At 60.6% G+C, this 24,268-nt stretch carries 23 protein-coding genes; 9 read left to right on the plus strand and 14 right to left on the minus strand.

What is annotated here, in order from left to right; translation table 11 throughout:
* Nucleotides 1-42 precede the first annotated feature (42 nt).
* Nucleotides 43-882 (minus strand): AraC family transcriptional regulator, encoded by an 840-nt coding sequence (locus tag J2X66_RS21055; RefSeq protein ID WP_310267968.1) that lies wholly within the window; start codon nucleotides 880-882, stop codon nucleotides 43-45.
* A gap of 76 nt (nucleotides 883-958) precedes the next feature.
* A complete protein-coding gene (locus J2X66_RS21060; protein WP_310267971.1) occupies nucleotides 959-1,600 on the minus strand; it encodes a DUF1345 domain-containing protein in 642 nt (213 codons plus the stop codon).
* A 104-nt stretch (nucleotides 1,601-1,704) separates the two neighbouring features.
* Here J2X66_RS21060 and J2X66_RS21065 point away from each other — a divergent pair, with 104 nt between their 5' ends.
* Nucleotides 1,705-1,911: a hypothetical protein gene (locus J2X66_RS21065; RefSeq protein ID WP_310267974.1), complete on the plus strand. Its 207-nt coding sequence runs from the start codon at nucleotides 1,705-1,707 to the stop codon at nucleotides 1,909-1,911.
* Between the two features lie 98 nt (nucleotides 1,912-2,009).
* Here J2X66_RS21065 and J2X66_RS21070 read toward each other — a convergent pair whose 3' ends face one another.
* Complete coding sequence (locus J2X66_RS21070) at nucleotides 2,010-5,108, minus strand: efflux RND transporter permease subunit (protein WP_310267977.1); 3,099 nt, start codon at nucleotides 5,106-5,108, stop codon at nucleotides 2,010-2,012.
* A gap of 14 nt (nucleotides 5,109-5,122) precedes the next feature.
* On the minus strand, nucleotides 5,123-6,280 hold the full coding sequence (locus J2X66_RS21075) for an efflux RND transporter periplasmic adaptor subunit (protein WP_310267979.1): 1,158 nt from the start codon (nucleotides 6,278-6,280) through the stop codon (nucleotides 5,123-5,125).
* A 293-nt stretch (nucleotides 6,281-6,573) separates the two neighbouring features.
* On the opposite strand from J2X66_RS21075, the gene J2X66_RS21080 reads away from it, so the two are divergent.
* Together J2X66_RS21080 and J2X66_RS21085 are read left to right on the plus strand one after the other, a co-directional pair.
* Complete coding sequence (locus tag J2X66_RS21080; RefSeq protein ID WP_027923024.1) at nucleotides 6,574-7,275, plus strand: response regulator transcription factor; 702 nt, start codon at nucleotides 6,574-6,576, stop codon at nucleotides 7,273-7,275.
* 4 nt (nucleotides 7,276-7,279) lie between these two features.
* The gene (locus J2X66_RS21085) at nucleotides 7,280-8,581 is read left to right on the plus strand and encodes an ATP-binding protein (protein ID WP_310267986.1); all 1,302 of its coding nucleotides are present in this window, start codon (nucleotides 7,280-7,282) and stop codon (nucleotides 8,579-8,581) included.
* A 53-nt stretch (nucleotides 8,582-8,634) separates the two neighbouring features.
* Here the strand turns inward: J2X66_RS21085 and J2X66_RS21090 are convergent, their stop codons facing one another.
* The 3 genes from J2X66_RS21090 to J2X66_RS21100 are packed head-to-tail and all read right to left on the minus strand — an operon-like array spanning nucleotide 8,635 to nucleotide 10,494.
* Nucleotides 8,635-9,402, minus strand: coding sequence for a transcriptional regulator (locus J2X66_RS21090; protein WP_310267988.1), 768 nt, complete (start codon nucleotides 9,400-9,402; stop codon nucleotides 8,635-8,637).
* Nucleotides 9,399-9,896 carry an RNA polymerase sigma factor gene (locus J2X66_RS21095; protein WP_081743930.1) on the minus strand — a complete coding sequence of 166 codons (498 nt, stop codon included), beginning with the start codon at nucleotides 9,894-9,896 and terminating at the stop codon, nucleotides 9,399-9,401. Before J2X66_RS21095 ends, J2X66_RS21090 begins: the two co-directional genes overlap by 4 nt.
* A 55-nt stretch (nucleotides 9,897-9,951) precedes the next feature.
* Nucleotides 9,952-10,494, minus strand: a complete 543-nt coding sequence (locus J2X66_RS21100) for a tetratricopeptide repeat protein (RefSeq protein WP_027923028.1) — start codon at nucleotides 10,492-10,494, stop codon at nucleotides 9,952-9,954.
* 158 nt (nucleotides 10,495-10,652) lie between these two features.
* Here J2X66_RS21100 and J2X66_RS21105 point away from each other — a divergent pair, with 158 nt between their 5' ends.
* The 3 genes from J2X66_RS21105 (at nucleotide 10,653) to nudC (ending at nucleotide 13,236) form a co-directional block, all read left to right on the plus strand.
* Nucleotides 10,653-11,426 carry a class I SAM-dependent methyltransferase gene (locus tag J2X66_RS21105; protein ID WP_310267993.1) on the plus strand — a complete coding sequence of 258 codons (774 nt, stop codon included), beginning with the start codon at nucleotides 10,653-10,655 and terminating at the stop codon, nucleotides 11,424-11,426.
* A gap of 160 nt (nucleotides 11,427-11,586) precedes the next feature.
* Nucleotides 11,587-12,399 carry a crotonase/enoyl-CoA hydratase family protein gene (locus J2X66_RS21110; RefSeq protein WP_310267996.1) on the plus strand — a complete coding sequence of 271 codons (813 nt, stop codon included), beginning with the start codon at nucleotides 11,587-11,589 and terminating at the stop codon, nucleotides 12,397-12,399.
* A 6-nt stretch (nucleotides 12,400-12,405) separates the two neighbouring features.
* Nucleotides 12,406-13,236 carry an NAD(+) diphosphatase gene (gene nudC, locus J2X66_RS21115; protein ID WP_059182900.1) on the plus strand — a complete coding sequence of 277 codons (831 nt, stop codon included), beginning with the start codon at nucleotides 12,406-12,408 and terminating at the stop codon, nucleotides 13,234-13,236.
* Here nudC and J2X66_RS21120 read toward each other — a convergent pair.
* The 3 genes from J2X66_RS21120 to J2X66_RS21130 all read right to left on the minus strand — a co-directional run bounded on the left by J2X66_RS21120 (nucleotide 13,204) and on the right by J2X66_RS21130 (nucleotide 15,333).
* On the minus strand, nucleotides 13,204-13,983 hold the full coding sequence (locus tag J2X66_RS21120; RefSeq protein ID WP_027923032.1) for a TSUP family transporter: 780 nt from the start codon (nucleotides 13,981-13,983) through the stop codon (nucleotides 13,204-13,206). The two genes, nudC and J2X66_RS21120, sit on opposite strands and share 33 nt — an antisense overlap.
* Nucleotides 13,984-14,236: 253 nt before the next feature.
* A complete protein-coding gene (locus J2X66_RS21125; RefSeq protein ID WP_140669239.1) occupies nucleotides 14,237-14,713 on the minus strand; it encodes a nuclear transport factor 2 family protein in 477 nt (158 codons plus the stop codon).
* Between the two features lie 56 nt (nucleotides 14,714-14,769).
* Nucleotides 14,770-15,333 carry a TetR family transcriptional regulator gene (locus tag J2X66_RS21130; protein WP_310268004.1) on the minus strand — a complete coding sequence of 188 codons (564 nt, stop codon included), beginning with the start codon at nucleotides 15,331-15,333 and terminating at the stop codon, nucleotides 14,770-14,772.
* A gap of 215 nt (nucleotides 15,334-15,548) precedes the next feature.
* Here J2X66_RS21130 and pssA point away from each other — a divergent pair, with 215 nt between their 5' ends.
* Nucleotides 15,549-16,892 (plus strand): CDP-diacylglycerol--serine O-phosphatidyltransferase, encoded by a 1,344-nt coding sequence (gene pssA / locus J2X66_RS21135; RefSeq protein ID WP_310268006.1) that lies wholly within the window; start codon nucleotides 15,549-15,551, stop codon nucleotides 16,890-16,892.
* Nucleotides 16,893-16,983: 91 nt separating this feature from the next.
* Here the strand turns inward: pssA and efeO (J2X66_RS21140) are convergent, their stop codons facing one another.
* Genes efeO (J2X66_RS21140) through efeU form a run of 4 tightly spaced genes read right to left on the minus strand, consistent with a single transcriptional unit; the run spans nucleotide 16,984 to nucleotide 21,197 of the window.
* On the minus strand, nucleotides 16,984-17,808 hold the full coding sequence (efeO, locus tag J2X66_RS21140; protein ID WP_310268009.1) for an iron uptake system protein EfeO: 825 nt from the start codon (nucleotides 17,806-17,808) through the stop codon (nucleotides 16,984-16,986).
* A gap of 24 nt (nucleotides 17,809-17,832) precedes the next feature.
* Nucleotides 17,833-19,131, minus strand: a complete 1,299-nt coding sequence (efeB, locus tag J2X66_RS21145; RefSeq protein ID WP_310268012.1) for an iron uptake transporter deferrochelatase/peroxidase subunit — start codon at nucleotides 19,129-19,131, stop codon at nucleotides 17,833-17,835.
* An 18-nt stretch (nucleotides 19,132-19,149) separates the two neighbouring features.
* On the minus strand, nucleotides 19,150-20,349 hold the full coding sequence (efeO, locus tag J2X66_RS21150; RefSeq protein ID WP_310268015.1) for an iron uptake system protein EfeO: 1,200 nt from the start codon (nucleotides 20,347-20,349) through the stop codon (nucleotides 19,150-19,152).
* 8 nt (nucleotides 20,350-20,357) lie between these two features.
* Complete coding sequence (efeU, locus tag J2X66_RS21155; protein ID WP_310268018.1) at nucleotides 20,358-21,197, minus strand: iron uptake transporter permease EfeU; 840 nt, start codon at nucleotides 21,195-21,197, stop codon at nucleotides 20,358-20,360.
* Between the two features lie 217 nt (nucleotides 21,198-21,414).
* Here efeU and J2X66_RS21160 point away from each other — a divergent pair, with 217 nt between their 5' ends.
* On the plus strand, nucleotides 21,415-22,431 hold the full coding sequence (locus J2X66_RS21160; protein ID WP_310268022.1) for an AraC family transcriptional regulator: 1,017 nt from the start codon (nucleotides 21,415-21,417) through the stop codon (nucleotides 22,429-22,431).
* 172 nt (nucleotides 22,432-22,603) lie between these two features.
* Nucleotides 22,604-24,268, plus strand: a complete 1,665-nt coding sequence (locus J2X66_RS21165; RefSeq protein ID WP_310268024.1) for an AMP-binding protein — start codon at nucleotides 22,604-22,606, stop codon at nucleotides 24,266-24,268.

Here is a 24,268-nt window from a genome sequence, read left to right on the forward strand (position 1 = left end):
CTCCGTGAATGATTTCAGAAGCTGATCCTCACAAAGTACGTTTCAAGCGTCTGGAAGATTTGAGCAGCGCTTGCGGTACATGGCCGGCGTCAAACCATATGCCCGAACGAACCAGCGCCCCAGATGACTCTGGTCGGCAAACCCCATTTCCATCGCCACCGTCGCCGGCTGTTCGCCACGGGCCAACAGGCGTCGGGCAGTGGCCAGACGCAATTGCACCAGATAGGCATGGGGCGCCAGACCGTAGGCTGCCTTGAAAGCGCGGGTCAGGCGGAACCGGTCTACACCGGTTGCCGCGGCCACCTGGTCAAGGCCGATGTCGTATTGAGCATTGGCGTGCAAGTACTCCCGGGCTTTTTGCGCCACCAGCGGCAAGCGCGGGTCTTCGGCATAGCGGGCGCGCCAGTGCAGGTGGCTGGTCAGGCGTCCAAGTAAACCGTCGAGAGCGGCCTGGCGCACGATCTTCAGTTCGCCTCCATGCAGTGTCTGAAAGGCCAGGCTGGTGGCATGAGCCAGTCGTGCGTCGCTGGCCAACGTGTTGGCGAAACTCAATTGACTGTTGTCGGGGGCATTTTCGAATACCGCACTGAGCTCACGCGCGAGCCACTGCGGGTCGAGGTACAGCATGCGATAGGTGAAGCCTTCCTGGGTCGGCGCTACGCCGTCGTGGATGTCGCCCGGCTCGAGCAAAAACACCTTGCCCGGCGTGCTTTGGTGGCGGGTGCGCCGACAATTGAATTGCTGGACACCTTGCTCGGTGACCCCCACCAGATAGCTGTCATGCCAGTGCGGATCGTAAGCGTGGCCCTCAAAATGAGCGCGCAGGGTCTCGATGCCGGTGTCGGCGTCTTGGGCCAGGTCGATCCAGTTGTGATTGGTCATGCTGCACCTGCGAAACGGATTGCCGACTTATTTGACACCCACGCAGGGAACAATGACTAGAACGTTTGTGCAGCCATCAGCCAAACAACCCCGCCGCAATATTGATCGAAAACCCCAGAATCGCGGTGTTGAACAGAAAACTGATCAACGATTGCGCCAGCACGATTTTGCGAATACCCCGTGTCGCCACACCGACATCCGAGGTTTGCACCGCCACGCCAATGGTGAAAGAGAAGTACAGGAAGTCCCAGTAATTAGGGGTTTCCAGTCCTTCAGCGAAACGCAGCGCCAGGTCCTTGCCGTCCCAGGTGTAGAACAGGCGAGCGTAATGCACGCTGAAAATCACCCCGATCAGCAGCCATGAACCGATGACCGTCAGCGCGGTGAAGCCGTAATGCAGGAGCTTGCGGGTGGTTTCCAGCTCCTTGCTGCCGGCCAGTTCGAAGGTGATGGTCGCGAGGCTGGCAAGCGCGGCAATGCTCACGACTAACAACACCAGCCCGGCGTTTTCGTCTTCAACCTCGGCAATACGCTTTACATCCGGCGCCTTGGCGCGGGCGGCGAGCCAGAGCATCAGGATCAGGTAAGTCCAGACCCCGACATTCCAGCCCATGAGGATTTTGCTGATGATCGAATCGACCGGAGCCAGAATGCCTGCCGCGACACCCAAGGTAGCGGCGGCGGACAGGCGAGGGTGGGTGCGCGCGAGGAAGGGCATGAAGACTCACGGTCAGGGGCTTTGCAGCACCATAGCCCTGCCATGAGTGATGCGGCAAGTGCGGAGCTTTTGCCTTTTATCAAAATGCTCAGGCCGGATGCTGTGTGCCGTCGAAATGGAACAGTCCTTTTTTCACGCTGATGGTTATTGACCCGTCCGAGCGTTCGGCTTCGAAATCGATAGAACCCGCCGTTGATATCTGCGGCGCAGGTTCCGATAGTGGCGCGTGCTGTACGACGGGTTGGATTTTTCATCTGGGCATTCCTTCGCTGAGTGTTCACCTGGTGCTCAACGACGACGTCGAGCGTTGAACCCAGCGTAAGGAGGAATGCAGCCCCCGTGAGCTGTCAGCTCTGACAGTCCACGGGGGCTTCTTGGCTTAAAAAATGCGGTTTATACAATGAAGAGTTCAGTGCGTTTTCTTTAAACGTTGAACCCACTTCATCACCACCACAAAAAACACCGGCACAAACACCACCGCCAGCGTTGCCGTGATCATCCCGCCAATGACACCGGTGCCGATCGCTTGCTGACTCGCCGAACTGGCCCCGGTCGCAATCGCCAACGGCACCACACCCAAAATGAACGCCAGCGACGTCATGACAATCGGTCGCAACCGCAACCGTGCGGCTTGCAGCGTGGCGTCGATCAGGTCATGCCCTTCGTCATAGAGGCTCTTGGCGAACTCGATGATCAGGATCGCGTTCTTAGCCGACAGCCCGATGATGGTGATCAGCCCGACCTTGAAGAACACATCGTTGGGCATGCCGCGAAAGGTCACGGCCAATACCGCGCCAAGTACGCCGAGCGGCACCACCAGCAGCACCGACGTCGGAATCGACCAGCTCTCGTACAGTGCGGCCAGACACAGAAACACGATCAGCAGCGACAAGCCGAGCAGAATCGGCGCCTGACTGCCGGACAAGCGCTCCTGCAACGACAACCCGGTCCATTCCTGACCCAAACCCGCCGGCCCTTGTGCGACCAGCCGCTCGATTTCCGCCATGGCTTCACCGGTACTGTGACCCGGTGATGGCTCACCGGAAATGGCAATCGCCGGGTAACCGTTATATCGCGTCAGCTGCGCCGGGCCCTGGGTCCATTTGGCCTGGACGAAGGCCGACAAGGGCACCATTTTTCCGTGGGTGTTGCGTACGTGCATTTTCAGCAGATCGGCGACCTGACTGCGTTGATCGCCTTCGGCTTGCACCACCACCCGCTGCATCCGCCCCTGATTGGGAAAGTCGTTGATGTACGCCGAACCGACGGCGGTGGACAGCACATTGCCGATATCGGCAAAGGACACGCCCAACGCGTTGGCTTGTTTGCGGTCGACTTCCAGTTGCACTTGCGGCGCTTCGGCCAAAGCACTTTCGCGCACGTTCATCAGGATCGGGCTTTTCTCGGCCGCGGCGAGCAGTTCGCTACGCGCCTGCATCAGCGTGGCATGGCCGAGGCCAGCACGGTCCTGCAAACGGAACTCGAAACCGCTGGAGGTGCCGAGGCCATCAACCGGTGGCGGTAGAACGGAGAACACCACAGCGTCCTTGATCTGACTCAACGCGACGTTGGCCCGATCGGCAATCGAACTCGCCGAATCGTCGCTGCCGCGTTCAGACCAATCCTTAAGCGTGGAAAACGCCAGCGCCGCGTTCTGCCCGCTCCCGGAAAAACTGAAGCCGAGAATGATCGTGCTGTCGCCAATCCCCGGTTCGGTGGCGTTGTGCGCTTCAATCTGCTCAACCACCTGCACCGTGCGGTTCTTGCTTGCGCCCGGTGGCAGCTGAATGTCGGTGATGGTGTAACCCTGATCCTCGACCGGCAGGAACGAGGAGGGCAGACGACTGAAACACACGCCCAGACCGATCAGCAGCACGCCATAGATCAGCAGGTATCGCCCAGTGCGTTTCATCGCATAGGCAACCCAGCCTTGGTAGCGTTCGGTCAAGCGTTCGAAGCCACGGTTGAACCAGCCGAAGAACCCGGTTTTTTCGTGATGTTCACCCTTGGCAATCGGCTTGAGCAACGTCGCGCACAGCGCCGGGGTCAAGGTCAGTGCGAGGAATGCCGAGAACAGGATCGACGTGGCCATCGACAAGGAGAACTGCTGGTAAATCACCCCGACCGAGCCCTGCATGAACGCCATCGGGATGAACACCGCCACCAGCACCAGGGTAATGCCGATGATTGCCCCGGTGATCTGCGTCATTGCCTTGCGCGTCGCTTCCTTGGGCGACAGGCCTTCGGTGGCCATGATCCGCTCCACGTTCTCCACCACCACGATGGCGTCGTCCACCAGAATGCCGATGGCCAACACCATGCCGAACATGGTCAGCACGTTGATCGAAAAGCCCAGCGCCAACATGGTCGCAAACGTCCCCATCAACGCGACCGGCACCACCAGCGTCGGGATCAGCGTGTAACGGATGTTTTGCAGGAACAGGAACATCACCGCAAACACCAGCAGCATCGCTTCGCCCAAGGTGTAAACCACTTTGGTAATCGAGACTTTGACGAAGGGCGAGGTGTCGTACGGAATCTTGTATTCCACGCCAGCCGGGAAGTAGCGCGACAGTTCGTCCATTTTCGCGCGGACTAACGTGGCGGTGCTCAAGGCATTGGCGCCTGGTGCCAGTTGCACGCTGACAGCGGTCGACGGTTTGCCGTTCAGGCGGGTGGAGAAGTTGTATTCCTGGCTGCCGATTTCCACCCGCGCGACATCGCTGATGCGCACGGTGGAGCCGTCGGGATTGGCTTTGAGGACGATGTCGGCGAATTCTTCCGGCGTCGACAACTGACCCTTGACCAGAATGGTCGCGGTTATTTCCTGGGTGGTGCGGGTTGGCAAGTCGCCGATGCTGCCGGCGGACACCTGGGCGTTCTGCGAGACGATGGCGGCGTTGACGTCGGCCGGGGTCAGGTTGAAACCGATCAGCTTCTGCGGGTCGATCCAGATGCGCATCGCCCTTTCGGCGCCATACAACTGCGCTTTGCCGACACCGTCCAGGCGCTTGATCTCGTTCATCACGTTGCGCGCCAGGTAATCGCTGAGCGCCACGTCGTCGAGTTTGCCGTCGCTGGAGGTGAGGGTGACCAGCAGCAGGAAGCCGGCGGAGACTTTCTCGACTTGCAGGCCTTGCTGATTGACCGCTTGCGGTAGCCGCGATTCCACGACTTTCAGGCGGTTTTGCACATCGACCTGGGCCATTTCCGGGTTGGTGCCCGGCTGGAAAGTGGCCTTGATGGTTGCGCTGCCGAGGCTGCTTTGGGATTCGAAGTACAGCAAATGGTCGGCGCCGTTGAGTTCTTCCTCGATCAGGCTGACCACGCTTTCGTCCACGGTCTGCGCCGAGGCGCCCGGGTACTGGGCGTAAATTTCAATTTGCGGCGGTGCAACGTCGGGGTATTGCGCCACGGGCAGCTGCGGAATGGCTAATGCGCCGGCCAGCAGGATGAACAAGGCAACCACCCAGGCAAACACCGGGCGATCAATAAAGAACTGCGGCATAAAAAGCGTCCTGCTTACTGACCAGAAACCTGGGCAAGTGGAAGAGGGGAACTGTCGATCTGCACGTGTTCACCGGGGCGTGCGTGTTGCAGGCCTTCGGTGACGATGCGATCGCCAGGCTTGAGGCCGCCAGTGACGATCCAGCGATCGTCCTGAACCGCGCCCAGTTCAACCGGTTGCAGGCCGACGCGCTGCTCGGGGTCCAGAAGCAAAACGTGAGCAATGCCGGCGCTGTCACGCTGGATCGCCCGTTGCGGCACGCTGATGCCTTGCTGGTTCACCGCTTGCTCCAGGCGCACCCGCACGAAACTGCCGGGCAGCAAGTCGAGGTCCGGGTTGGGGAACTCGCTGCGCAGGATGATCTGGCCAGTGCCGGGGTCGACGGTGATGTCGGTGAACAACAGTTTGCCCGGCAGCGGGTAGAGGCTGCCGTCATCCTGGATCAACGTGGCTTTGGCCTGGCCTTGGCCGACTTGCTGCAACTGGCCGGAGCGGAAGGCGCGGCGCAAGTCGTTGAGTTCGCGGGTCGACTGGGTCAGGTCGGCATGAATCGGGTTGAGCTGCTGAATCAGCGCCAGTGGCGTGGTTTCGTTCTGCCCGACCAGCGCGCCTTCGGTCACCAGTGCGCGGCCGACGCGTCCGGAAATCGGTGCGGTGACGGTGGCGTAACCGAGGTTGAGTTTCGCCCGCTCCACGGCAGCTTTGCTGGCGGCGACGTCGGCGGCGGTTTGCCGGACGTTGGCGCGGGCGTTGTCGTAATCCTGGCCGCTGATGGCGTTGCCTTCGATCAACTGGGCATAGCGCTGCTCTTGCAAGCGGGCCTGGAACGCATTGGCCTCGGCTTTGCGCAACGCCGCTTCGGCGCTGTCCAGGTCAGCCTTGAACGGCGCCGGATCGATCCGGAACAGCACGTCGCCTTTTTTCACATCGCTGCCTTCGTTGAAGGTGCGTTGCAACACGACGCCGGCAACACGAGCGCGGACTTCGGCGATCCGTGGCGCAGCAATCCGCCCGCTCAATTCGCTGGTGATCGACAGGGGGCGGGCTTCGATGGTTTCGATACGCACGGTGGCCAACGGCGCCTGTTCTTCGGCGGTGGAGGACTTGTCACAGGCGCTCAGCGTCAGCGCCAGTGCGAACAGGCCGAGCATGGCGAACAGATTCTTTGACATGGAATTACCCCAATAATGACCACCCGCATCCTACGGGGAGCGGGTGAGGGTAGCGGTGAAGCTTTGTTGGTGCTGTGTGAAATTGTGTAAGGGTTTTACTCAGGCGGGGGTGAGGGCGTATATCCTTGGCGACTTGATATTTTTTGCGACGCTCAAGCCGCCATCGCGGACTAGCCCGCTCCCACAGGGATTTGGTGTAGACACAGATTTTGTGAACATCCTCAATCAACTGTGGGCGCGAACTTGCTCGCGATAGCGCCCGCCCCGTCGCCACAGCACTTTCTGGAACACCCATGCCCAACATCCTCCTGGTCGAAGACGACACCGCGCTCTCCGAACTGATCGCCAGCTACCTGGAACGCAACGGCTATTCGGTCAGCGTGATCAGCCGTGGCGATCACGTGCGTGAGCGCGCGCGGGTCAATCCGCCGGATCTGGTGATCCTCGACCTGATGCTGCCGGGCCTCGACGGCCTGCAAGTGTGCCGCTTGCTGCGGGCGGATTCGGCGACGCTGCCGATCCTGATGCTCACCGCCCGCGACGACAGCCACGATCAAGTGCTGGGCCTGGAAATGGGCGCCGACGATTACGTCACCAAGCCCTGCGAGCCTCGCGTCCTGCTGGCCCGCGTGCGCACGCTGTTGCGCCGCAGCAGTCTGGGCGAGCCGCAAACCGCCAACGACCGTATCCTCATGGGCAACCTGTGCATCGACCTGTCGGAGCGCACGGTGACCTGGCGTGAGCAATTGGTCGAGCTGTCCAGCGGTGAATACAACCTGCTGGTAGTGCTGGCCCGTCACGCCGGCGAAGTGCTGAGTCGCGACCAGATCCTGCAACGCCTGCGCGGCATCGAATTCAACGGCACCGACCGTTCGGTGGACGTGGCGATTTCCAAGTTGCGGCGCAAGTTCGACGACCACGCCGGTGAAGCGCGCAAGATCAAGACGGTGTGGGGCAAGGGCTACCTGTTCAGCCGTTCCGAGTGGGAATGCTGAGACGATGTTCAGGATTCTGTTTCGCCTGTATCTGGTGACCATCGTCTCGTTCAGCGCGGCGATTTACCTGGTGCCAGACCTGGTGATCAAGGTCTTCCATGAACGCTTTGTCACCTACAACCTCGACTATTCGCGCGGCTTGCAAACCCTCATCGTCAAACAGTTTCACGCCGTGCCCGAAGCGCAATGGCCGGCGTTGGCGGTCGAGATGGACAAGGATTTCGCCCCGCTGCACATCGCGTTGACGCGCAATGACGACCCGGATTTCACCTTGTACGAGCGCGAACGCCTGCAAAGTGGCGAGAACGTGGTGCGCATCGGCGACTGGGGCTGGCGCACGCTCGCCGTGGCGCCGCTAAACGCGCAAACGGTGGTGCAAATGATCGTGCCACCGGACCCGATGGACGTCAGCCTGTTGTACTGGAGCATCAACGTCCTGATCGGGGCGACCATGCTCGCCTGCCTGCTGCTGTGGCTGCGCCCGCACTGGCGTGATCTGGAACGCCTCAAAGGCACGGCCGAGCGTTTCGGCAAGGGGCACCTGAGCGAACGAACTCGTATTTCCCGACATTCCAACATCGGCAGCCTGGCCAATGTCTTCGACACCATGGCCGGCGACATCGAAAACCTGCTGAACCAGCAGCGCGACTTGCTCAACGCTGTATCCCACGAACTGCGCACACCGTTGACCCGCCTGGATTTTGGCCTGGCGCTGGCGCTGTCCGATGACTTGCCCGTGACCAGTCGCGAGCGCTTGCAAGGGTTGGTCGCGCATATTCGTGAGCTGGATGAATTGGTCTTGGAGTTGCTGTCCTACAGCCGCCTGCAAAACCCGGCGCAAGTGCCGGAGCAGGTTGAAGTGGCGCTGGACGAGTTTATCGACAGCATTCTGGGCAGCGTTGATGAAGAGCTGGAATCGCCGCACATTGTCATGGATGTGCTGCTTCACGGCCAACTCGAACGCTTCACGCTCGACCCGCGCCTGACTGCCCGCGCGATTCAGAACCTGTTGCGCAACGCCATGCGCTATTGCGAAAAACGCATTCAGGTTGGCGTGCAGGTGTGTGCGAAGGGCTGTGAGATCTGGGTGGATGACGACGGGATCGGCATTCCGGATGACGAGCGTGAGCGGATTTTTGAACCGTTTTATCGGTTGGACCGCAGCCGCGACCGGGCCACAGGTGGGTTTGGGTTGGGGTTGGCGATCAGCCGTCGGGCGCTGGAGGCGCAGGGCGGCACCCTGACGGTCGAACCGTCCCCGCTAGGCGGTGCACGTTTCCGCTTGTGGTTACCCACCCAACCCTGACGCGTTCTTTGTAGCAGATGCGCGGCCTCGCAGGCTCGACAGCTGCTACAGAACTATGCGCTGAGTCGCGTACGCAATAACTTGGCCATGTCTTCGAGTTCTGCCGCCGGGTTGTGCCCGATCAGCATCCATGCGTGTTCCATGTCCGCCCAATACACGACGTTCATGCCGTGCCGACGCTCACGGGCGAAGTGCCGGCTGCCGCTATTGGAGAGCGTGACGCACAACGCCATCGGGCCGTTCGCAGGGTCCAGGTAGGTGATCTGGGCAATCGGCACACCATCATATTCGAGGATTTGTGCGCGCTTGAACTCAGCGCGCGGCAAGGTCAACTTCGCGGGCGCAAGGCTCAGGCCCAGGCGCGTATCGATGGAGCGCAATTGCGCCCGTTGGGTGGCCTCATCGCTGGGCAAGTGTTCCAGGGTTTCTGGCACGTAGAGCGACATGTAATCCGCCACCAACCCGCGCCAGTTGTTCTTTTCCTGGCTCAATTGCCAGCCGAGGAACAAGCGGTCCGCCACCACGCTGGTGACCACCAATCCGGCCGCAGCCGCCAAAAACCAGCGACGATCCATCGACGGACGTTCAGGCGAAGGCAACGTGTCGAGCATGGATTGCAAACGATCCATGGGCGCCTGTTGCGACAATTGGGCAAACGCGTCCTTGAACGGCAGGCTGCTGCGGGCCAGCCATTGCAGGCGCAGGTTGAGCGTCGAATCCTCGGCGATGGCCGTGTCGATGCGGGCGCGTTGCTCGGCATCGAGCTGGTCGTCGAGGTAGGCCACCAGTTGCTCGTCCGACAGTGCGGCGCGTTCGTTCATCGACGTTCTCCCGAGGAAGGGTTCGGTACAGCATGCAGCGGTGGATATTCAGCCAGTTTCACCCGTGCAGCGGCCAGCCGGCTCATGACCGTCCCGACGGGCACTTGCAGCACCTCGGCGACTTCGCGATACGACAAGCCTTCGACGTACGCCAGGTACACGGTTTCGCGCTGGGCTTCGGGCAGCGCGTCGACACGCCTGATCACCTGGGCTGCGCGCACATGGGTTTGCGCCGCGTGCTCGCCGTCAAACGATAACTGGCTTTCGGCGTCCACCAACCCCTGACCCTGGCGCACCCGGCGGGCGCGCACTTCGTTGAGCCAGATCGAATGCAGAATGCTCAACAGCCAGCGGTCCATGCGCGTGCCGGGGACAAACTGCCCGGCACGCTCCAGCGCCCGCACGCAGGTCGCCTGCACCAGGTCTTCGGCCACATGCCGTTGCCGGGACAGCAGCAAGCCATAGCGCCACAATCGCGCTAGATGTTGGCCCAGTTCGGCCCTGATTGCATGATCGCTGGCGATAGCGACCTCCGTCGTTTAATCAGTGTCAGGTTTTCGATGAATCGTTTATCGCTTCGGCCAGGTCCTGGTATTCCTCGCACGTGCTGCCGCAAATCGATTTGATGTGCTGCAACTGTTCTTGCGCCAGGTCCAGTCGGCCTTTGATCACATACGCCTCGCCGAGGTACTCGCGTACTTGCGCATACTGTGGGTCGAGTTTGACCGATTGCAGGTAGTAACCGATGCCTTCGTCGGTGCGCCCCAGTTTACGCGTCGCGTAGCCGCGATAGTTCAAGGCTTTGGCCGTGTTCGGATCTTTCAGTGTATCAAGCAGGGCCAGGGCTTCTTCGTAACGACCGTCCTTGGCCAGACGATAGGCGTAATTGGTGCGGTCGGCATCCGGCACCAGACTGCTGGTCTGCCTGAGGCATTTTTGCGATTTGGAATCGAAGACCTGGCCTTTCGGGCAGTTGGGTTTGGCGGGCTCATCTTCGTCGCCATGGGCCAGGGCCAGGGAACTGGTCAGCGCGGCCGTCAGACAACCGGCAAGCAGCAGCGGGGCGGTGAAAACAGCAAAACGCAGGTTCATGGGCAAGGCTCCAGAGTTTGATCCACCATCGTTCGTGGTGCTGATACAAGAACACCGCAGCGTGAACAATTATTCATTTCTTTGTGCTGATCAGTACAAGGAAAGCTTAAACCTTGGCGCTATGCTCGACAGCATTCGTTGTCCAGCGGAGAACTGCCATGAAAGACCACGTTCATCATTCTGCAGCGGCGGGATACAAGACCGGCGCCGACACCTATGTTCGCGGCCGCCCGGACTATCCGCCGGCCGTAGCCGACTGGTTGACCGGTACGTTGGGCTTGAACGCGGACAGCACCGTGATCGACCTGGGGGCCGGCACCGGCAAATTCACCGGCCGCTTGCTGGCGACCGGGGCGCAGGTGATCGCCGTCGAGCCTGTACCGCAGATGCTGGAAAAACTCTCCCTGGCTCATCCCGAGGTGTTGGCCGTGAGCGGCACCGCCATGGACCTGCCGTTGCCGGATGCCTGTGTGGACGTGGTGGTCTGCGCCCAGGCCTTCCACTGGTTTGCCAGTGCCGAAGCGCTGACTGAAATTGCCCGGGTCCTGAAGCCGGGCGGGCGGTTGGGGTTGGTGTGGAACGTGCGCGATACCAAGGTGAGTTGGGTGCCGAAACTGGATGCGATCGTCAATGCGCTGGAAGGTGATACGCCGCGCTATTACACCGGTTCCTGGCGCCAGGCGTTTCCTCATCCGGCGTTCGGGCCGTTGCAGGCGCAGCATTTCAGCCATGGCCATACAGGGCCGCCTGAGGATGTAATTTTCAATCGAGTGCGTTCAACCAGTTTTATTGCGGCGTTGCCGCAGGCGCAGCGGGCGAGGGTGGATGAGCAGGTTCGGGCGTTGATTGTCGGGGAGCCGGCGTTGCGTGGACGGGATGTGGTGACGGTGCCTTATGAGACTGCGGCGTTTGTCGCGGTGAAGGGCCGTTAGATGGGGGGACAGCCAATCGCGAGCTTGCTCGCGATGCGGCCGCCCACACAGCACAAGTCCCTGCCGAGTCCCGCTTTTGGCCGAACCACTGCCTTACTCCCCCCGCCAATGCCTTGTTATAGTCCGGACCTCATTTTTGCCTGGTAAAAGGATCACTGCCATGTCTCAGTACACCGCGTTCACCGTCGAACTCGCCGACAACATCGCCCATGTGCAGATCAACCGTCCGGAAAAGATCAACGCCATGAACGCCGCGTTCTGGAGCGAGATCATTGAAATTTTCCAATGGATCGACGACACCGACGAAGTGCGCGTGGTGGTGCTTGGCGGCGCCGGCAAGCATTTCTCCTCCGGCATTGACCTGATGATGCTGGCCGGCGTGGCCAATGAACTGGGCAAGGACGTCGGCCGCAATGCACGGCTGCTGCGGCGCAAGATTCTCGCCCTGCAGGCGTCCTTCAATGCCGTCGACCATTGCCGCAAGCCGGTGCTGGCAGCGATTCAAGGCTATTGCCTGGGTGGCGCGATTGATCTGATCGCCGCCTGCGACATGCGCTACGCCGCCGAAGACGCACAATTCTCGATCAAGGAAATCGATATCGGCATGGCGGCGGATGTAGGCACTTTGCAACGCTTGCCGCGTATCATCGGTGACGGCATGCTACGTGAGCTGGCTTACACTGGTCGCACGTTTGGCGCCGAAGAAGCGCGCACCATCGGCCTGGTCAATCGCGTCTACAGCGACACTGACAGCCTGCTGGAGGGCGTCATGGGCATTGCCCGGGAAATCGCCAGCAAGTCGCCGATTGCGGTCACCGGCACCAAAGAGATGATCAGCTACATGCGCGACCACCGCATCGACGACGGCCTCGAATACGTCGCCACCTGGAACGCCGCCATGCTGCAATCCACTGATTTGCGCGTGGCCATGGCCGCCCATATGAGCAAACAGAAACCCGAATTTCTGGACTGATTAATCATGACTTCACGCTGGACCACTGCAGTACTGGACACCGATCAACCCGGCGGCTGGGCCGTGGCCCGCAGCCCGGAAGGCTTCCTGTTCGATGACAATGGCGCGCTGTTCCCGCGTGAATGGCTCAAGCGTCAGGACTTGCCGATTCTCGCCGAACACGGCATCGGCCATCTCGACGGTGAGCCGGTCTATCTGCTGGAACTGCGCAGCGCCAGCGACGTTGCGGGTTGCAACTGGAAAGGCCTGCGGGCGTTCATGCTTGAGGGCGATCACACGGTGTACAAGGTGCTCGGCTATGCCGCGCAAATTGGCACCTGGTACCGTGAGCATCGCTTCTGCGGCAATTGTGGGCAGGAGGCGACGCAAGTTCCGCGTGAACGGGCGATGTACTGCGAGCCCTGTGATTTGCGCTATTACCCACGGATCTCGCCGAGCATGATCGTGCTGGTGACCCGTGGTGATGAAGTGCTGCTGGCCCGTTCTCCGCGTTTTGTCAGCGGGGTCTACAGCACGTTGGCCGGGTTTGCCGAGCCGGGTGAGTCCGCCGAGGACTGCCTGATTCGCGAGGTTCGCGAGGAAGTGCAGATCGAGGTCAAGAACATCCAGTACCTGGGCAGCCAGTGCTGGCCGTTCCCGCACTCGATGATGCTCGGCTTCCATGCCGAGTACGCGGGGGGCGAGATTGTCTGTCAGGAAGACGAAATCGAAGACGCCCAGTGGTTCAACGTCCACGCGCTGCCGCCGTTGCCGGCGTCGCGCTCGATTGCCCGTTACCTGATCGACGTCTACGTGGCGCGGCGCTTAGGCCACGCTGAACCAGTGTTGCCAGGCTAACCGCACGGTCAAGCCCAGCACCACGGTGATGAACACCGGACGAATGAACTTCGCGCCGCCGCTGATGGCGGTGCGAGCGCCGAAGAATGCGCCGGCCATCACCGACACGCCCATGCTCAGGCCGATGATCCAGTCCACCTGCCCGGAAAACACGAACACTGACAGCGCCGCAATGTTGCTGACGAAGTTCATGCTGCGCGCCACGCCGCTGGCCTTCACCAGATCGATGGGGTACATCAGCAGGGTGCTGACGGTCCAGAATGCACCCGTGCCGGGACCGGCCACACCGTCGTAGAAACCGAGGCTGAAGCCTTGGGTCGATTGCCACTTTTTCTTGATCGGTGCATCGCTGTCCAGCGGTGCCTTGGGTGTACCGCCGAACAACAGGTACACGCCGCAGGCGAAGACGATTACCGGGAGCATTTTGTTCAGCCACTCGGCCGGCAAGTAATGCGCGACGATGGCGCCGGTCAATGCGCCGATCAGGGTGCCGACGATGGCATGCACCCACTGCCGGGGATGGAACAGCTTGCGTCGGTAGAAGGTGAAACTGGCGGTGGCCGAGCCAAAGGTGGAACTCAACTTGTTGGTGCCCAGCACCAGGTGCGGCGGCAGGCCGGCGGTGAGCAGTGCCGGCGTGGTGAGCAGGCCGCCACCCCCGGCAATCGCGTCGATGAAGCCGGCTATAAAGGCAACGACAGCCAGAATGGCCAGGGTGGTGAGGTCAACGCTGAGTTCGAAAGGCATGGAATCGGCTTATTCGGCGGGGTGCAGGAAAGGGCTGCGGGGAAGGGGCGGTATCTTACCTAGATCCGACTTCTGCGGCGACTGGTCTGGCGCCATCGCGAGCAGGCTCGCTTCCACATGGGATCTGCGCAACACCATCGTCCCCTGTGGGAGCGAGCTTGCTCGCGATGGCTGAGTGTCAGTCGATATATACAGTGACTGATACACCGCAATCGCGAGCAGGCTCACTCCTACAGATTGGATCTAGGTGGATTTACAGGCCCAGGTCGGACAGCCCCGGATGATCATCCGGCCGACGTCCCAGTGGCCAGTGGAACTTGCGTTCGCTTTCCTTGATCGGCAGGTCGTTGATGCAGGCAAACCGGTTAGCCATCAGGCCGTTTTCATCAAACTCCCAGTTCTCGTTGCCGTAGGAACGGAACCAGTTGCCCGAGTCGTCGTGCCATTCATAGGCATAGCGCACGGCGATGCGGTTGCCGGTGAAAGCCCAGAGTTCCTTGATCAAACGGTAATCCAGCTCCTTGGCCCATTTGCGGGTGAGGAAACCTTTGGCTTCTTCGCGGTTGTAGGCGAACTCGGCGCGGTTGCGCCATTTGGTGTCCAGTGTATAAGCCAGCGATACCCGTTGCGGGTCGCGAGAGTTCCAGCCGTCTTCGGCCAGGCGAACTTTTTCGATGGCCGACTCGCGGGTGAAAGGGGGCAATGGCGGACGAACTTCAGCGTTAGACATGTAAAGTCTCCCAAGAAAAATAACGTTCAAACACATTGTCACGCTTATATAAAGTGTTACAGGTCCAATAACTTTCGCGCCATGCATTGCGCATTATCGGCGGCACTGTGATCACCCATGACAAGCGCCACGGTAATGGCACCGTCGATCAGGATCAGCAGCTGTCTGGCCGTGTTCTCCGGATCGCTGGCACCATGTTCGGTGCAGAGCTCGCGCACGTAGTCGAGCAGCTTCTGTTTGTGTTCCTTGGCGACCAGGCGGACCGGGTCTTGCGGGTCGCCGGTTTCGCCGCTGGTGTTGATGAAGGCGCAACCGCGGAAGCCTTCCGAGGCGAACCAGGCCTTGAGCACGGTAAACAGTTTGAGCAGGCGATCGGCCGGTGTTCCAGCCTGATCGACGGCGGTTCTGTACCAATGCATCCAGCGCACATCGCGGCGTTGCAGGGCTGCGACGGTCAGCTCCTCCTTGTTGGCGAAGTAGCGGTAGATGCTTTTTCTGGAGACGCCGGCGGTTTTCACCAGAAGGTCCATGCCGGTGGCGGCGATGCCACTTTTATAGATCAACTTTTCGGTGACATCCAGAATGATGTCGCGTGTAGTGGTGCTGGTTGATTCGTTCATGTGGCGAACAGTAGAACGCTCGTTCTCCTTGGTCAATAAATAATTTATATTGTCTCTTGTGGCCCCATCGCGAGCAGGCTCACGCCTACACTTGGAACGCGTTCCCTGTGTAAACGAGCTTGCTCGCGATGGGGCCATTACAGACGGTAACAAGACCCAGGCCCATCCATGGTGTAAGCTCTTGAATTCTTCGGATTCGACCCATTGCGAGCCCTATGCCGTCGCTTTTCAAACGCCCTCTGCTGCCCAAACTGCGCAGTTTTCCGCTGACCGCCGATGCCGTCACCATCCTTTCCGGCGCTGCCGAGTTTCGTCGTTGCCTGCTGGAAAAAATTGCCCAGGCCACGCACCGCATCTATATCGTCGCGCTGTACCTGCAACAGGACGAAGCCGGGCAGGAAATTCTCGATGCCTTGCACGCCGCCAAACTGGCGCGTCCGCAGCTGGACGTGGTCGTGGTGGTGGACTGGCTGCGTGCCCAGCGCGGGCTGATCGGTGCCGGCAAGCAACCGGGAAACTCGGCGTGGTATCAGGAAGCGACTCGCACCCACGCCAGTGAAGTGCCGGTGTATGGCGTGCCGGTGCAGACCCGTGAGTTGTTTGGCGTGTTGCATTTGAAAGGCTTTGTCATCGATGACTGCGTGATCTACAGCGGTGCGAGCTTGAACAATGTGTACCTGCACAAGTTCGACAAGTACCGCTTCGACCGCTATCACGTGCTGCAGAACCAGGCGCTGGCCAACTCCATGCAGCACTTGATCCAGCACGGTTTCATCGCGTCCAAAGCCGTGCACCGCCTCGACTTGCCGAACCTGCCAACTACCCGCAGCCTGCGCAACGACATTGGCGATCTGCGAAGCCGCCTCAAGCACGCCGCCTACGACACCACCGCCGGCACCACGCTGAAAGGCGATTTGTGCGTCAGTCCGTTGCTCGGTGTGGGCAAGAACAATCCCTTGAACAGGGTGATTTGCGAGCTGATCGCCACCGCCCAGCATCAACTGACCATATGCACGCCGTATTTCAACCTGCCGCTGGCGGTGACCCGGGAAATCAACCGGGCGCTGGGCCGGGGCGTGAAGGTCGACATCGTGGTCGGCGACAAGACCGCCAACGATTTCTACATCCCGCCCAGCGAGCCGTTCAAGGTGATCGCGGCGCTGCCGTACCTTTATGAGATCAGCCTGCGACGTTTTGCCAAACGCCATCAACACAGCATCGACAGCGGCAAGCTGAACCTGCATTTGTGGCGCGATGGCGACAATACCTATCACCTCAAAGGCATGTGGATCGACCAGCGCTACACCTTGCTGACCGGCAACAACCTCAACCCGCGAGCGTTCCGTCTTGACCTGGAAAACGCGCTGCTGATCGATGACCCGAAAGGCGAGTTGCTGGAGCCGCGCAAGGCTGAGCTGGTGGAGATTTTCCAGAACACAAAGCGCATCGAGCGTTATCAGGACCTCGAAACGCTGTTGGACTACCCGCCGGCCGTGTCCAAGTTCCTCACGCGCGTCAATCGGGTGCGGATTGAGCGGTTGCTCTATCGGATTCTGTAAGGCTCACTTCTACAGCGGTTTTGTGTCGTTCACAAATCCAATGTAGGAGTGAGCCTGTTCGCGATGGGGACAACCCAGACGCTACAAAACCTCAGTTCAAACCGAGTTTCCCACGCAACGTCGACAAATCTTCCGCCAGCGTATTCACCGGCCCAACCAACGCCTTGCGGTCACTCTCTTTCACCTTGTCATACGTGTCGAAACCACCGTCCTTGGTCTTGTACTTGGCCAGGATCTTGTCCACGGTCGCGAAGTTCTTGTCGACCTTGGCGATGAACGCCGCGTCCTGCTTCTGGATCTGCGGACGGAACAGATCGACGATTTTCTTTGCGCCGTCGACGTTGCCCTGGAAGTCATACAGGTCGGTGTGGCTGTAACGGTCTTCTTCGCCGGAGATCTTGGTCGCCGCCACTTCTTCCAGCAACGCCGCCGCGCCGCCGACGACTTTCTCAGGCGGGAAGGTCAGGCCAGCGACGCGGGTTTGCAGATCCTTGACGTCTTTGTTCAAACCATCGGCCAGATCGCCCAGGCCTTGGGTGCTTTTTTCCGAGAACAGTGAGTATTCGAGGCGGTGGAAGCCGGTAAAGTCTTCAGCTTTCACGCCTTTTTCGTGGTCGTCGACGCGGGAGTCGATGGACGCGTCCAGGTCACTGAACAGCTCGGCAATCGGCTCGATCGACTCGTAGTAGACGCGCGTCGGGGCATAGAGCTTTTGCGCAGTGGCCAGCTCACCTTTTTTCACCGCGTCGGTAAACTGTTGGGTGTGGCTGGCCAATTCGTCCAGTTGTTCGGTGACGTAGATCTTGTAGTCCGAGACCGGCCCCACCAGGTCCAGCGGCGCGGTCGCCGCGAATGCTGAAAGCGGAGTGTTGAGCAAGCCAAGGGTCAGCATCAAAGCGAGTGGCGACTTTTTCATGGGGCGGTTCCGTGTTGGGCGCTGTTATGCGGTTGTTGTTGAATGGGAGGCGTCCAGCAGCGAGCGACCGATGAAATCCTGATCGCTCGTGACACCCGGCAAGGTGAAGAAGTAGCCGCCGCCGACTGGCTTGAGGTATTCCTCCAGCGGTTCGCCGTTCAGACGGGTTTGTACGGTGATAAAGCCTTTTTCCAGATCGGCCTGGTAACAGATGAACAGCAAGCCCATGTCGAGCTGACCGTTTTTGTTCACGCCTTTGGAGTAGTTGAACGGACGTCGCAGGATCAGGTTGGCCTGGGTCGCGGCGGTGCGCGGGTTGGCCAGGCGGATGTGTGCGTCGAGTTTGGTCAGCTTGCCTTCCGGGTCTTTGGCAAAGTCCGGCACCTCGGTTTCATGGGCGCCGCCCATGGGGGCTCCGGTGCTTTTGACCCGTCCGAGAATGCTTTCCTGTTCCTGCAACGGCGTACGGTCCCAGCGCTCGACGAAGTTGCGGATAATTCGCACCGCTTGATAGCTGCCATTTGCCGCCCAGGCCGGTTCATCGCTGCCGGGCTGGACCCAGACGATGTTGTCCATGGCCTTGGCGTTGTTGGAGTCAGGGTTGGCCGAACCGTCGCGGAAACCGAGGAAGTTACGTGCACTCTGTGCCGGAACACCCGGCTTCACCGGGGCCTGCGGCGGCACGCTGCCTTCCTGCTTCCAGCGCACGAGCAGCAAATCCGGGAGGTTTTTCACGATGTCGCGCAGGGCATGGATGTTGGTGTCCGTGGTGTTGGAACAGAACTGCACGCTCAAGTCGCCGTGGCAGCAGTCAGCTTCCAGCGCATCGTTGGGGAAACCGACCATGCGTATCAACCGCTTGGGTTTGACGTTGGCCAGACCGAAGCGCTCATCGAACAGCGACTCGCCCACCGAGACGGTGATGGTCAGGTTGTCCGGCGTCACCACCGGGCCGAGAATCCCGGAGTCCACCGGCGGCAGTTTTGGATCAACCTGGGTCACCGGACCGCCCTTCATCAAAAACGCGATGCGCTCGTTGAGGGTACGGAACAGCCGTTCGAGGTCTTCGCGGTCGCTGGCCAACACATCAAACGACACCAGCATGCCCGACGCCGGGCGCGGGGTGACGATGCCGGTCTGGTGTTTGCCGTGGAAGACGTGGCGGTCTTCGGTCTTGTCGCTGCTCGGCGCTTCGGTGACTTGCGCGGGGCTGGCGGCCATCGCCGGGCAGCTCAGGGCGCTGCCGGCCAATGCGACACCGGCGGCGCCCATGCCCATCAAGACCCGGCGACGCTGGAGGTTGAATTGCTCTGAATCGTTCATCTGAATGTCGTCTTCTGCTTACAGGCCGGACAGGCCAAGGGCGGGATCGATGGTGTCGAGGGCGTCGGCCAGTGCCTGGGCCTTGTCGGCGATCTGTTTGCGTTGTTCGGCGCTGACACTGTCGTAGCTGGCGTAGCCGTCGTTGATCTTGAGGCCATTGAGTTCGCTGTCGACGGCGGCGAGGGTGTTGTCGATCTTCGGTAGTACGTCAGGCGCGGTCTTGCTCAGCATCGGTCGCAACAGCTCGACGACTTTGCGCGCGACGTCGAGGTTGGCCGCGAAACCGTTGAGGTCGGTGTGGCTGTAGCGTTCTTCTTCGCCACTGCTGGCGCGCACGTCGGCGAGGGTGTTGAGGTTGCGCACCATAATGCTCACCAGTTGTTCCGGCGGCAGCGGCTCGGCGAGCAGTTGTTGTTTGAGCGTGGTGACATCACTGGTCAGGCGTTGCGCCACCGGCGTCAGGCCGTCGAGGTTGCGTTGCTGGAACAGCGCGTATTCCAGGCGATGGAAGCCGACGAAGGCCGGGTCCTGTTCGCGTTTTTCGAAATAGTCGGCGCGGGCATTGATCGCATTGTCCAGTTCGGCCAAGCGCTGTGCGGCCGGGGCGATGCGTTGATACGCAGCACGGGCCGGCACATACAAGGCTTGCGCCTGGTTGAGGTCGCCAGCCTCGATCGCTTGCTCAAGCGCGGTGACGGCTTTGATCAGCGCCGTGCTCTGGCTGCTCAGGTACACGCGAAATTCCGACAGCGGCCCGATGAACGCGACCATCGACGGTTTGGCCTTGGCGGCGGCGTCGGACGCGGCCGTCGAGGTCACGTGCAAGGTGCCGCGCGGGTTGCTGAGCAAGCCACAGGTGATCGTGTAGTCGCCGGGCGCGAGGTTGGCGTTGATCACCTGGCTCAGGCCCGGCGCGATGTTCTCGCGCTCTTCGAGCACTAGCACGCCGTCGAGGATTTCCCATTCCACGGCGCGGTCCGAGCGGTTGACGATGCGGAAACTGGCGCGACCGGCCGGGACCGTCAGCGCATTCGGCTCGCAGCTGTGCGGGTGAATGTTCACCACGATTTCGTCATGGTTGGCCTGGCGTTTGGCCGCGGCCATTTTCGAGGCGTAGTAGAACAGGCCGGCGGCGGCAATCATCACGATCACCGAACCGGCCACCGCCCAGCGTAAAGCCCTGGAGGGTGCGGCTACGTTTGGAGTAGGCGTTGACATGAAAGCCCTTACTGACTGGAAACGGAGGAAGACTGTTTGGCGGGCGCCGGGGCCGGGAGGAAAAACATCACCAGCGCCACCACCAGGTAAATCAGATAAGCGCCGAGGGTGCTGACGGTTGGCGCGTCCTGATAGCCGAACATACCCGCCAGCACCGAGCCCAGCAGGCCATCCATCGGCAGCGTGGCGCTGACGTCGAACAGCACGGTTTGCAGGTGATTCCACACCCCGGCTTCATGCAGCGCCTGCACCGAGTTGGCGAGAATGCCGGCGGCGACCACCAGGATGAACAACCCGGTCCAGCGGAAAAACGCACTGAGGTTCAGGCGCATGCTGCCGGTATAAATGAGGAAACCGATGACGATGGCCAGTACCAGACCGAGCAGGGCGCCGATGGGCGCGGCGGGGCCTTCGCTTTGCTGGAACACCGCGAGAAGGAAGAACACTGTCTCCAGACCTTCCCGGGCGACGGCGAAAAACACCATGGCGATTAGCGCGAACACCTGGTTTCTGGAGCCGGTCAGCGCGTGATCAAGGGATGCGTGCAAGGAATGCTTGATCGAACGCGCCACTTTGCGCATCCAGAACACCATGGAACTGAGAATGCCGACGGCAACCAGACCGACCACGCCTTCAAACAGCTCTTGTTGTTTCTGCGGGAACTCGGCACTGACCAGCTCCAGGCCACCGCCCACCAGCAGGGCCAGGGCGGCGGCGAGGAACACGCCGATCCACACGGCGGGCATCCACTGGCCACGGCCGGTTTGCTTGAGGTAGCTGGCGATGATGCCAACGATCAACGCGGCTTCAATGCCTTCGCGCAGCATGATCAGGAAAGGGACGAGCATTCAGCACCGGTGGAATTAGATAGGGTGCTAATTTGTAACATAATGACACTCATTCCCATATGGGGTTGATTGCCATTTACCTGAACCTAACCTGAACGAGCCTGAACATCACCCATTCCCTTAATTCACCCTATGCCCCCTGTGCGGATCTCCTTTGCTCAACCGGGCTGCGGTAAGATGCCCGCACTCAAAAAAACAACAGGGCTCACCGCGCTCAATGTCCGAAAAAGACACCATCTCCATTCAACTGGTGCGCGAAGCGCTGCTGCAAAGTTGCGCCCCCGGTCAGGCCACCGACGAGGTGTTGAACAAGGTCGGCATCGATCCGGCCTGGCTGCAAACCACCGATGCCCGTGTTCCGGCCACCGCTTATGCGCGGCTCTGGCGCTTGCTGGCCCGGCGTGGCGATGACGAATTTTTTGGCATGGACCCGCGCAAGCTCAAGTCCGGCAGCCTCGAATTTCTCTGTCGTTGCGCCATGGTTCAGCCCAGCCTCGCGGCTGGTTTGACCACGGGGTTGAGCTTTCTGTCGTTGATGCTCGAACACTTGCCTGCGCAATTGGTTCGCCAGCAAAGCCTGGCCGAAATCGTGCTGCTGGAAGACGACCAGGACCCGCGACGCGCCTTCACCTACTTTACCTACTGGATGATCGTCCACGGCGTTGCCTGCTGGTTGGCCGGGCGGCGCATCCCGATCCTGGCCATAGAATTGCGCTGCGCCGCGCCGGATTTTTGCGACGACTATCAGGTGATGTTCTCCGAGAACCTGCGCTTCGATCGCCCGCGCACCCGGATGATTTTCTCGGCCGACTGCCTGGATTTACCCATCAAGCGCAGCCCGGAAGAACTCAAGCGTTTCCTGGCCCATGCGCCGGCCAATATCCTGGTCAAGTACCGTGATCCGGAAAGCCTTGCGAGCCGAATCAAGCACAACTTGCGACAGCTCCCCGCTGAACAGTGGCCCGAGACCGAACCCTTGGCGCAGCAACTGTGCATGTCGGCCTCGACCTTGCGCCGACGTCTGGCGGAAGAAGGGCAGACCTATCAAGGGCTCAAGGACAGCGTGCGCAAGGAACTGGCGATCGTCTGGCTGGCCGAGCCGAGCATCAGCTTCGCCGAGATCGCGACGCGGTTGGGGTTTGCCGATGCCAGCTCGTTCTACAAGGCGTTCCGCAAGTGGTCGGGGTCTAATCCGGGGCATTACCGCAGTTTGATTCTGAACGAAGCGCACTGATCCGGATTTTGTGTCGCTCAGTCTGGCCCCAGGCGCAACAACCCTTGAACCTTGGCCAAAGCAGTCACGCAACTTGATAACTTTGACCATTGCCCCGTTCTGCCCACAGAGCGAGTATTTCCCTGGTTTTTACGGTTCCCCAACCTAATAAAAATACAAAGGGATTCTGGCAATGCGCGATTACTTGTCTGCCACATCACAGTTCAATTATCAGCACACCGTCGACGCCGCACTCAGTGGTTCCCTGCAAGCGCTCAACGCCTGTGTCGAGTGTTGCGACCGGCACGCCTTGCCGGGGCGCATTGCGCTGTTCTGGGAAGGGCGCGATGGTGCCAGCGCCACGTACACCTTCAGCGACTTGCAGGACAAAGCCGCGCGTTTTGCCAATTTCCTGCTGGCCCAAGGGGTGAAGAAGGGCGACAAGGTCGCCGGCCTCCTGCCACGCAACATCGAATTATTGATCACCGTGTTCGCCACCTGGCGCATTGGCGCGGTGTACCAGCCGCTGTTTACCGCGTTCGGCCCCAAAGCCATCGAACACCGTCTCGGCTGCTCCGGGGCCAAAGTCGTGGTGACCGACGCGGTCAATCGCTCGAAACTCGTTGAAGTCGCCGACTGCCCGACCACCGTCACTGTCGGTGGCGCCAAAGGCCAGGGCATTGTCCGTGGCGATTACAGCTTCTGGGCCGAACTGGCCAATTATTCCGCCGACTGCGAACCGGTGCTGCTGACCGGCGAAGACCCGTTCCTGCTGATGTTCACCTCGGGCACCACTGGCCCTTCGAAAGCCTTGTCGGTTCCGCTGAAAGCCATCGTCGCGTTCCAGAGCTACACCCGCGACGCCGTGGATTTGCGTCCCGAAGATGCATTCTGGAACGTTGCCGATCCGGGCTGGGCCTACGGCATCTATTTCGGCGTCACCGGGCCAATGTCGATGGGGCATCCGATCACCTTTTACGATGGCCCATTCACCCTCGAAAGCACCTGCCGGGTGATCAACAAGTACGGGATTACCAACCTCACCGGGTCGCCGACGGCTTACCGCCTGCTGATCGCAGGCGGCGACGAGTTCGCCAGGTCGATCAAGGGCAAGCTGCGCATCGTCAGCAGCGCCGGCGAGCCGCTGAACCCGGAAGTGATCCGCTGGTTTGCCGACAACCTCGACGTGGTCATCCATGACCATTACGGCCAGACCGAACTGGGCATGGTCCTGTGCAATCACCACGCACTGGAACACCCGGTCCACGTTGGCGCCGCCGGTTTTGCCTCGCCTGGCCACCGCATCGTGGTACTGGACGAAGAGTACAAAGAACTTGGCGTCGGCCAGCCAGGCATTCTGGCCATCGACCGCACCCAATCGCCGATGTGCTGGTTCAACGGTTACGAAGGCGCGCCGACCAAAGCGTTCGTCGGCGACTATTATTTAAGTGGCGACACCGTGGAGTGGAACCCGGACGGCAGCATCAGCTTCGTCGGTCGCAGCGATGACGTGATCACCACGTCCGGCTACCGCGTCGGCCCGTTCGACGTGGAAAGTGCGTTGATCGAGCACCCGGCCGTGGTCGAGGCAGCGGTGGTCGGCAAACCCGACCCGGAGCGCACCGAACTGGTCAAGGCCTTCGTCGTGATCTGCGAGCAATACCGCGCCACACCGGAGTTGGCCGAAGAACTGCGCCAACACGTGCGCAAACGTCTGGCGGCGCATTCCTACCCCCGTGAAATCGAATTTGTCAGCGAGTTGCCGAAAACCCCTAGCGGCAAATTGCAGCGCTTTATCTTGCGCAACCAGGAAATCGCCAAGGCTCAAGAGGCCGCCGCGAAGAACGTTTCAGCTTGA

The organism is Pseudomonas sp. 3296, from assembly GCF_031456615.1.
GTDB lineage: Bacteria > Pseudomonadota > Gammaproteobacteria > Pseudomonadales > Pseudomonadaceae > Aquipseudomonas > Aquipseudomonas mucoides.

What these genes read in the sequence shown, in the direction of transcription:
- J2X66_RS21055 (WP_310267968.1), bottom strand. Translation starts at nt 882, where the DNA reads ATGACCAATCACAACTGGATCGACCTGGCCCAAGACGCCGACACCGGC.
- J2X66_RS21060 (WP_310267971.1), bottom strand. Translation starts at nt 1,600, where the DNA reads ATGCCCTTCCTCGCGCGCACCCACCCTCGCCTGTCCGCCGCCGCTACC.
- J2X66_RS21070 (WP_310267977.1), bottom strand. Translation starts at nt 5,108, where the DNA reads ATGCCGCAGTTCTTTATTGATCGCCCGGTGTTTGCCTGGGTGGTTGCC.
- J2X66_RS21075 (WP_310267979.1), bottom strand. Translation starts at nt 6,280, where the DNA reads ATGTCAAAGAATCTGTTCGCCATGCTCGGCCTGTTCGCACTGGCGCTG.
- J2X66_RS21080 (WP_027923024.1), top strand. Translation starts at nt 6,574, where the DNA reads ATGCCCAACATCCTCCTGGTCGAAGACGACACCGCGCTCTCCGAACTG.
- J2X66_RS21085 (WP_310267986.1), top strand. Translation starts at nt 7,280, where the DNA reads ATGTTCAGGATTCTGTTTCGCCTGTATCTGGTGACCATCGTCTCGTTC.
- J2X66_RS21090 (WP_310267988.1), bottom strand. Translation starts at nt 9,402, where the DNA reads ATGAACGAACGCGCCGCACTGTCGGACGAGCAACTGGTGGCCTACCTC.
- J2X66_RS21100 (WP_027923028.1), bottom strand. Translation starts at nt 10,494, where the DNA reads ATGAACCTGCGTTTTGCTGTTTTCACCGCCCCGCTGCTGCTTGCCGGT.
- J2X66_RS21105 (WP_310267993.1), top strand. Translation starts at nt 10,653, where the DNA reads ATGAAAGACCACGTTCATCATTCTGCAGCGGCGGGATACAAGACCGGC.
- J2X66_RS21110 (WP_310267996.1), top strand. Translation starts at nt 11,587, where the DNA reads ATGTCTCAGTACACCGCGTTCACCGTCGAACTCGCCGACAACATCGCC.
- nudC (WP_059182900.1), top strand. Translation starts at nt 12,406, where the DNA reads ATGACTTCACGCTGGACCACTGCAGTACTGGACACCGATCAACCCGGC.
- J2X66_RS21120 (WP_027923032.1), bottom strand. Translation starts at nt 13,983, where the DNA reads ATGCCTTTCGAACTCAGCGTTGACCTCACCACCCTGGCCATTCTGGCT.
- J2X66_RS21125 (WP_140669239.1), bottom strand. Translation starts at nt 14,713, where the DNA reads ATGTCTAACGCTGAAGTTCGTCCGCCATTGCCCCCTTTCACCCGCGAG.
- J2X66_RS21130 (WP_310268004.1), bottom strand. Translation starts at nt 15,333, where the DNA reads ATGAACGAATCAACCAGCACCACTACACGCGACATCATTCTGGATGTC.
- pssA (WP_310268006.1), top strand. Translation starts at nt 15,549, where the DNA reads ATGCCGTCGCTTTTCAAACGCCCTCTGCTGCCCAAACTGCGCAGTTTT.
- efeO (WP_310268009.1), bottom strand. Translation starts at nt 17,808, where the DNA reads ATGAAAAAGTCGCCACTCGCTTTGATGCTGACCCTTGGCTTGCTCAAC.
- efeB (WP_310268012.1), bottom strand. Translation starts at nt 19,131, where the DNA reads ATGAACGATTCAGAGCAATTCAACCTCCAGCGTCGCCGGGTCTTGATG.
- efeO (WP_310268015.1), bottom strand. Translation starts at nt 20,349, where the DNA reads ATGTCAACGCCTACTCCAAACGTAGCCGCACCCTCCAGGGCTTTACGC.
- efeU (WP_310268018.1), bottom strand. Translation starts at nt 21,197, where the DNA reads ATGCTCGTCCCTTTCCTGATCATGCTGCGCGAAGGCATTGAAGCCGCG.
- J2X66_RS21160 (WP_310268022.1), top strand. Translation starts at nt 21,415, where the DNA reads ATGTCCGAAAAAGACACCATCTCCATTCAACTGGTGCGCGAAGCGCTG.
- J2X66_RS21165 (WP_310268024.1), top strand. Translation starts at nt 22,604, where the DNA reads ATGCGCGATTACTTGTCTGCCACATCACAGTTCAATTATCAGCACACC.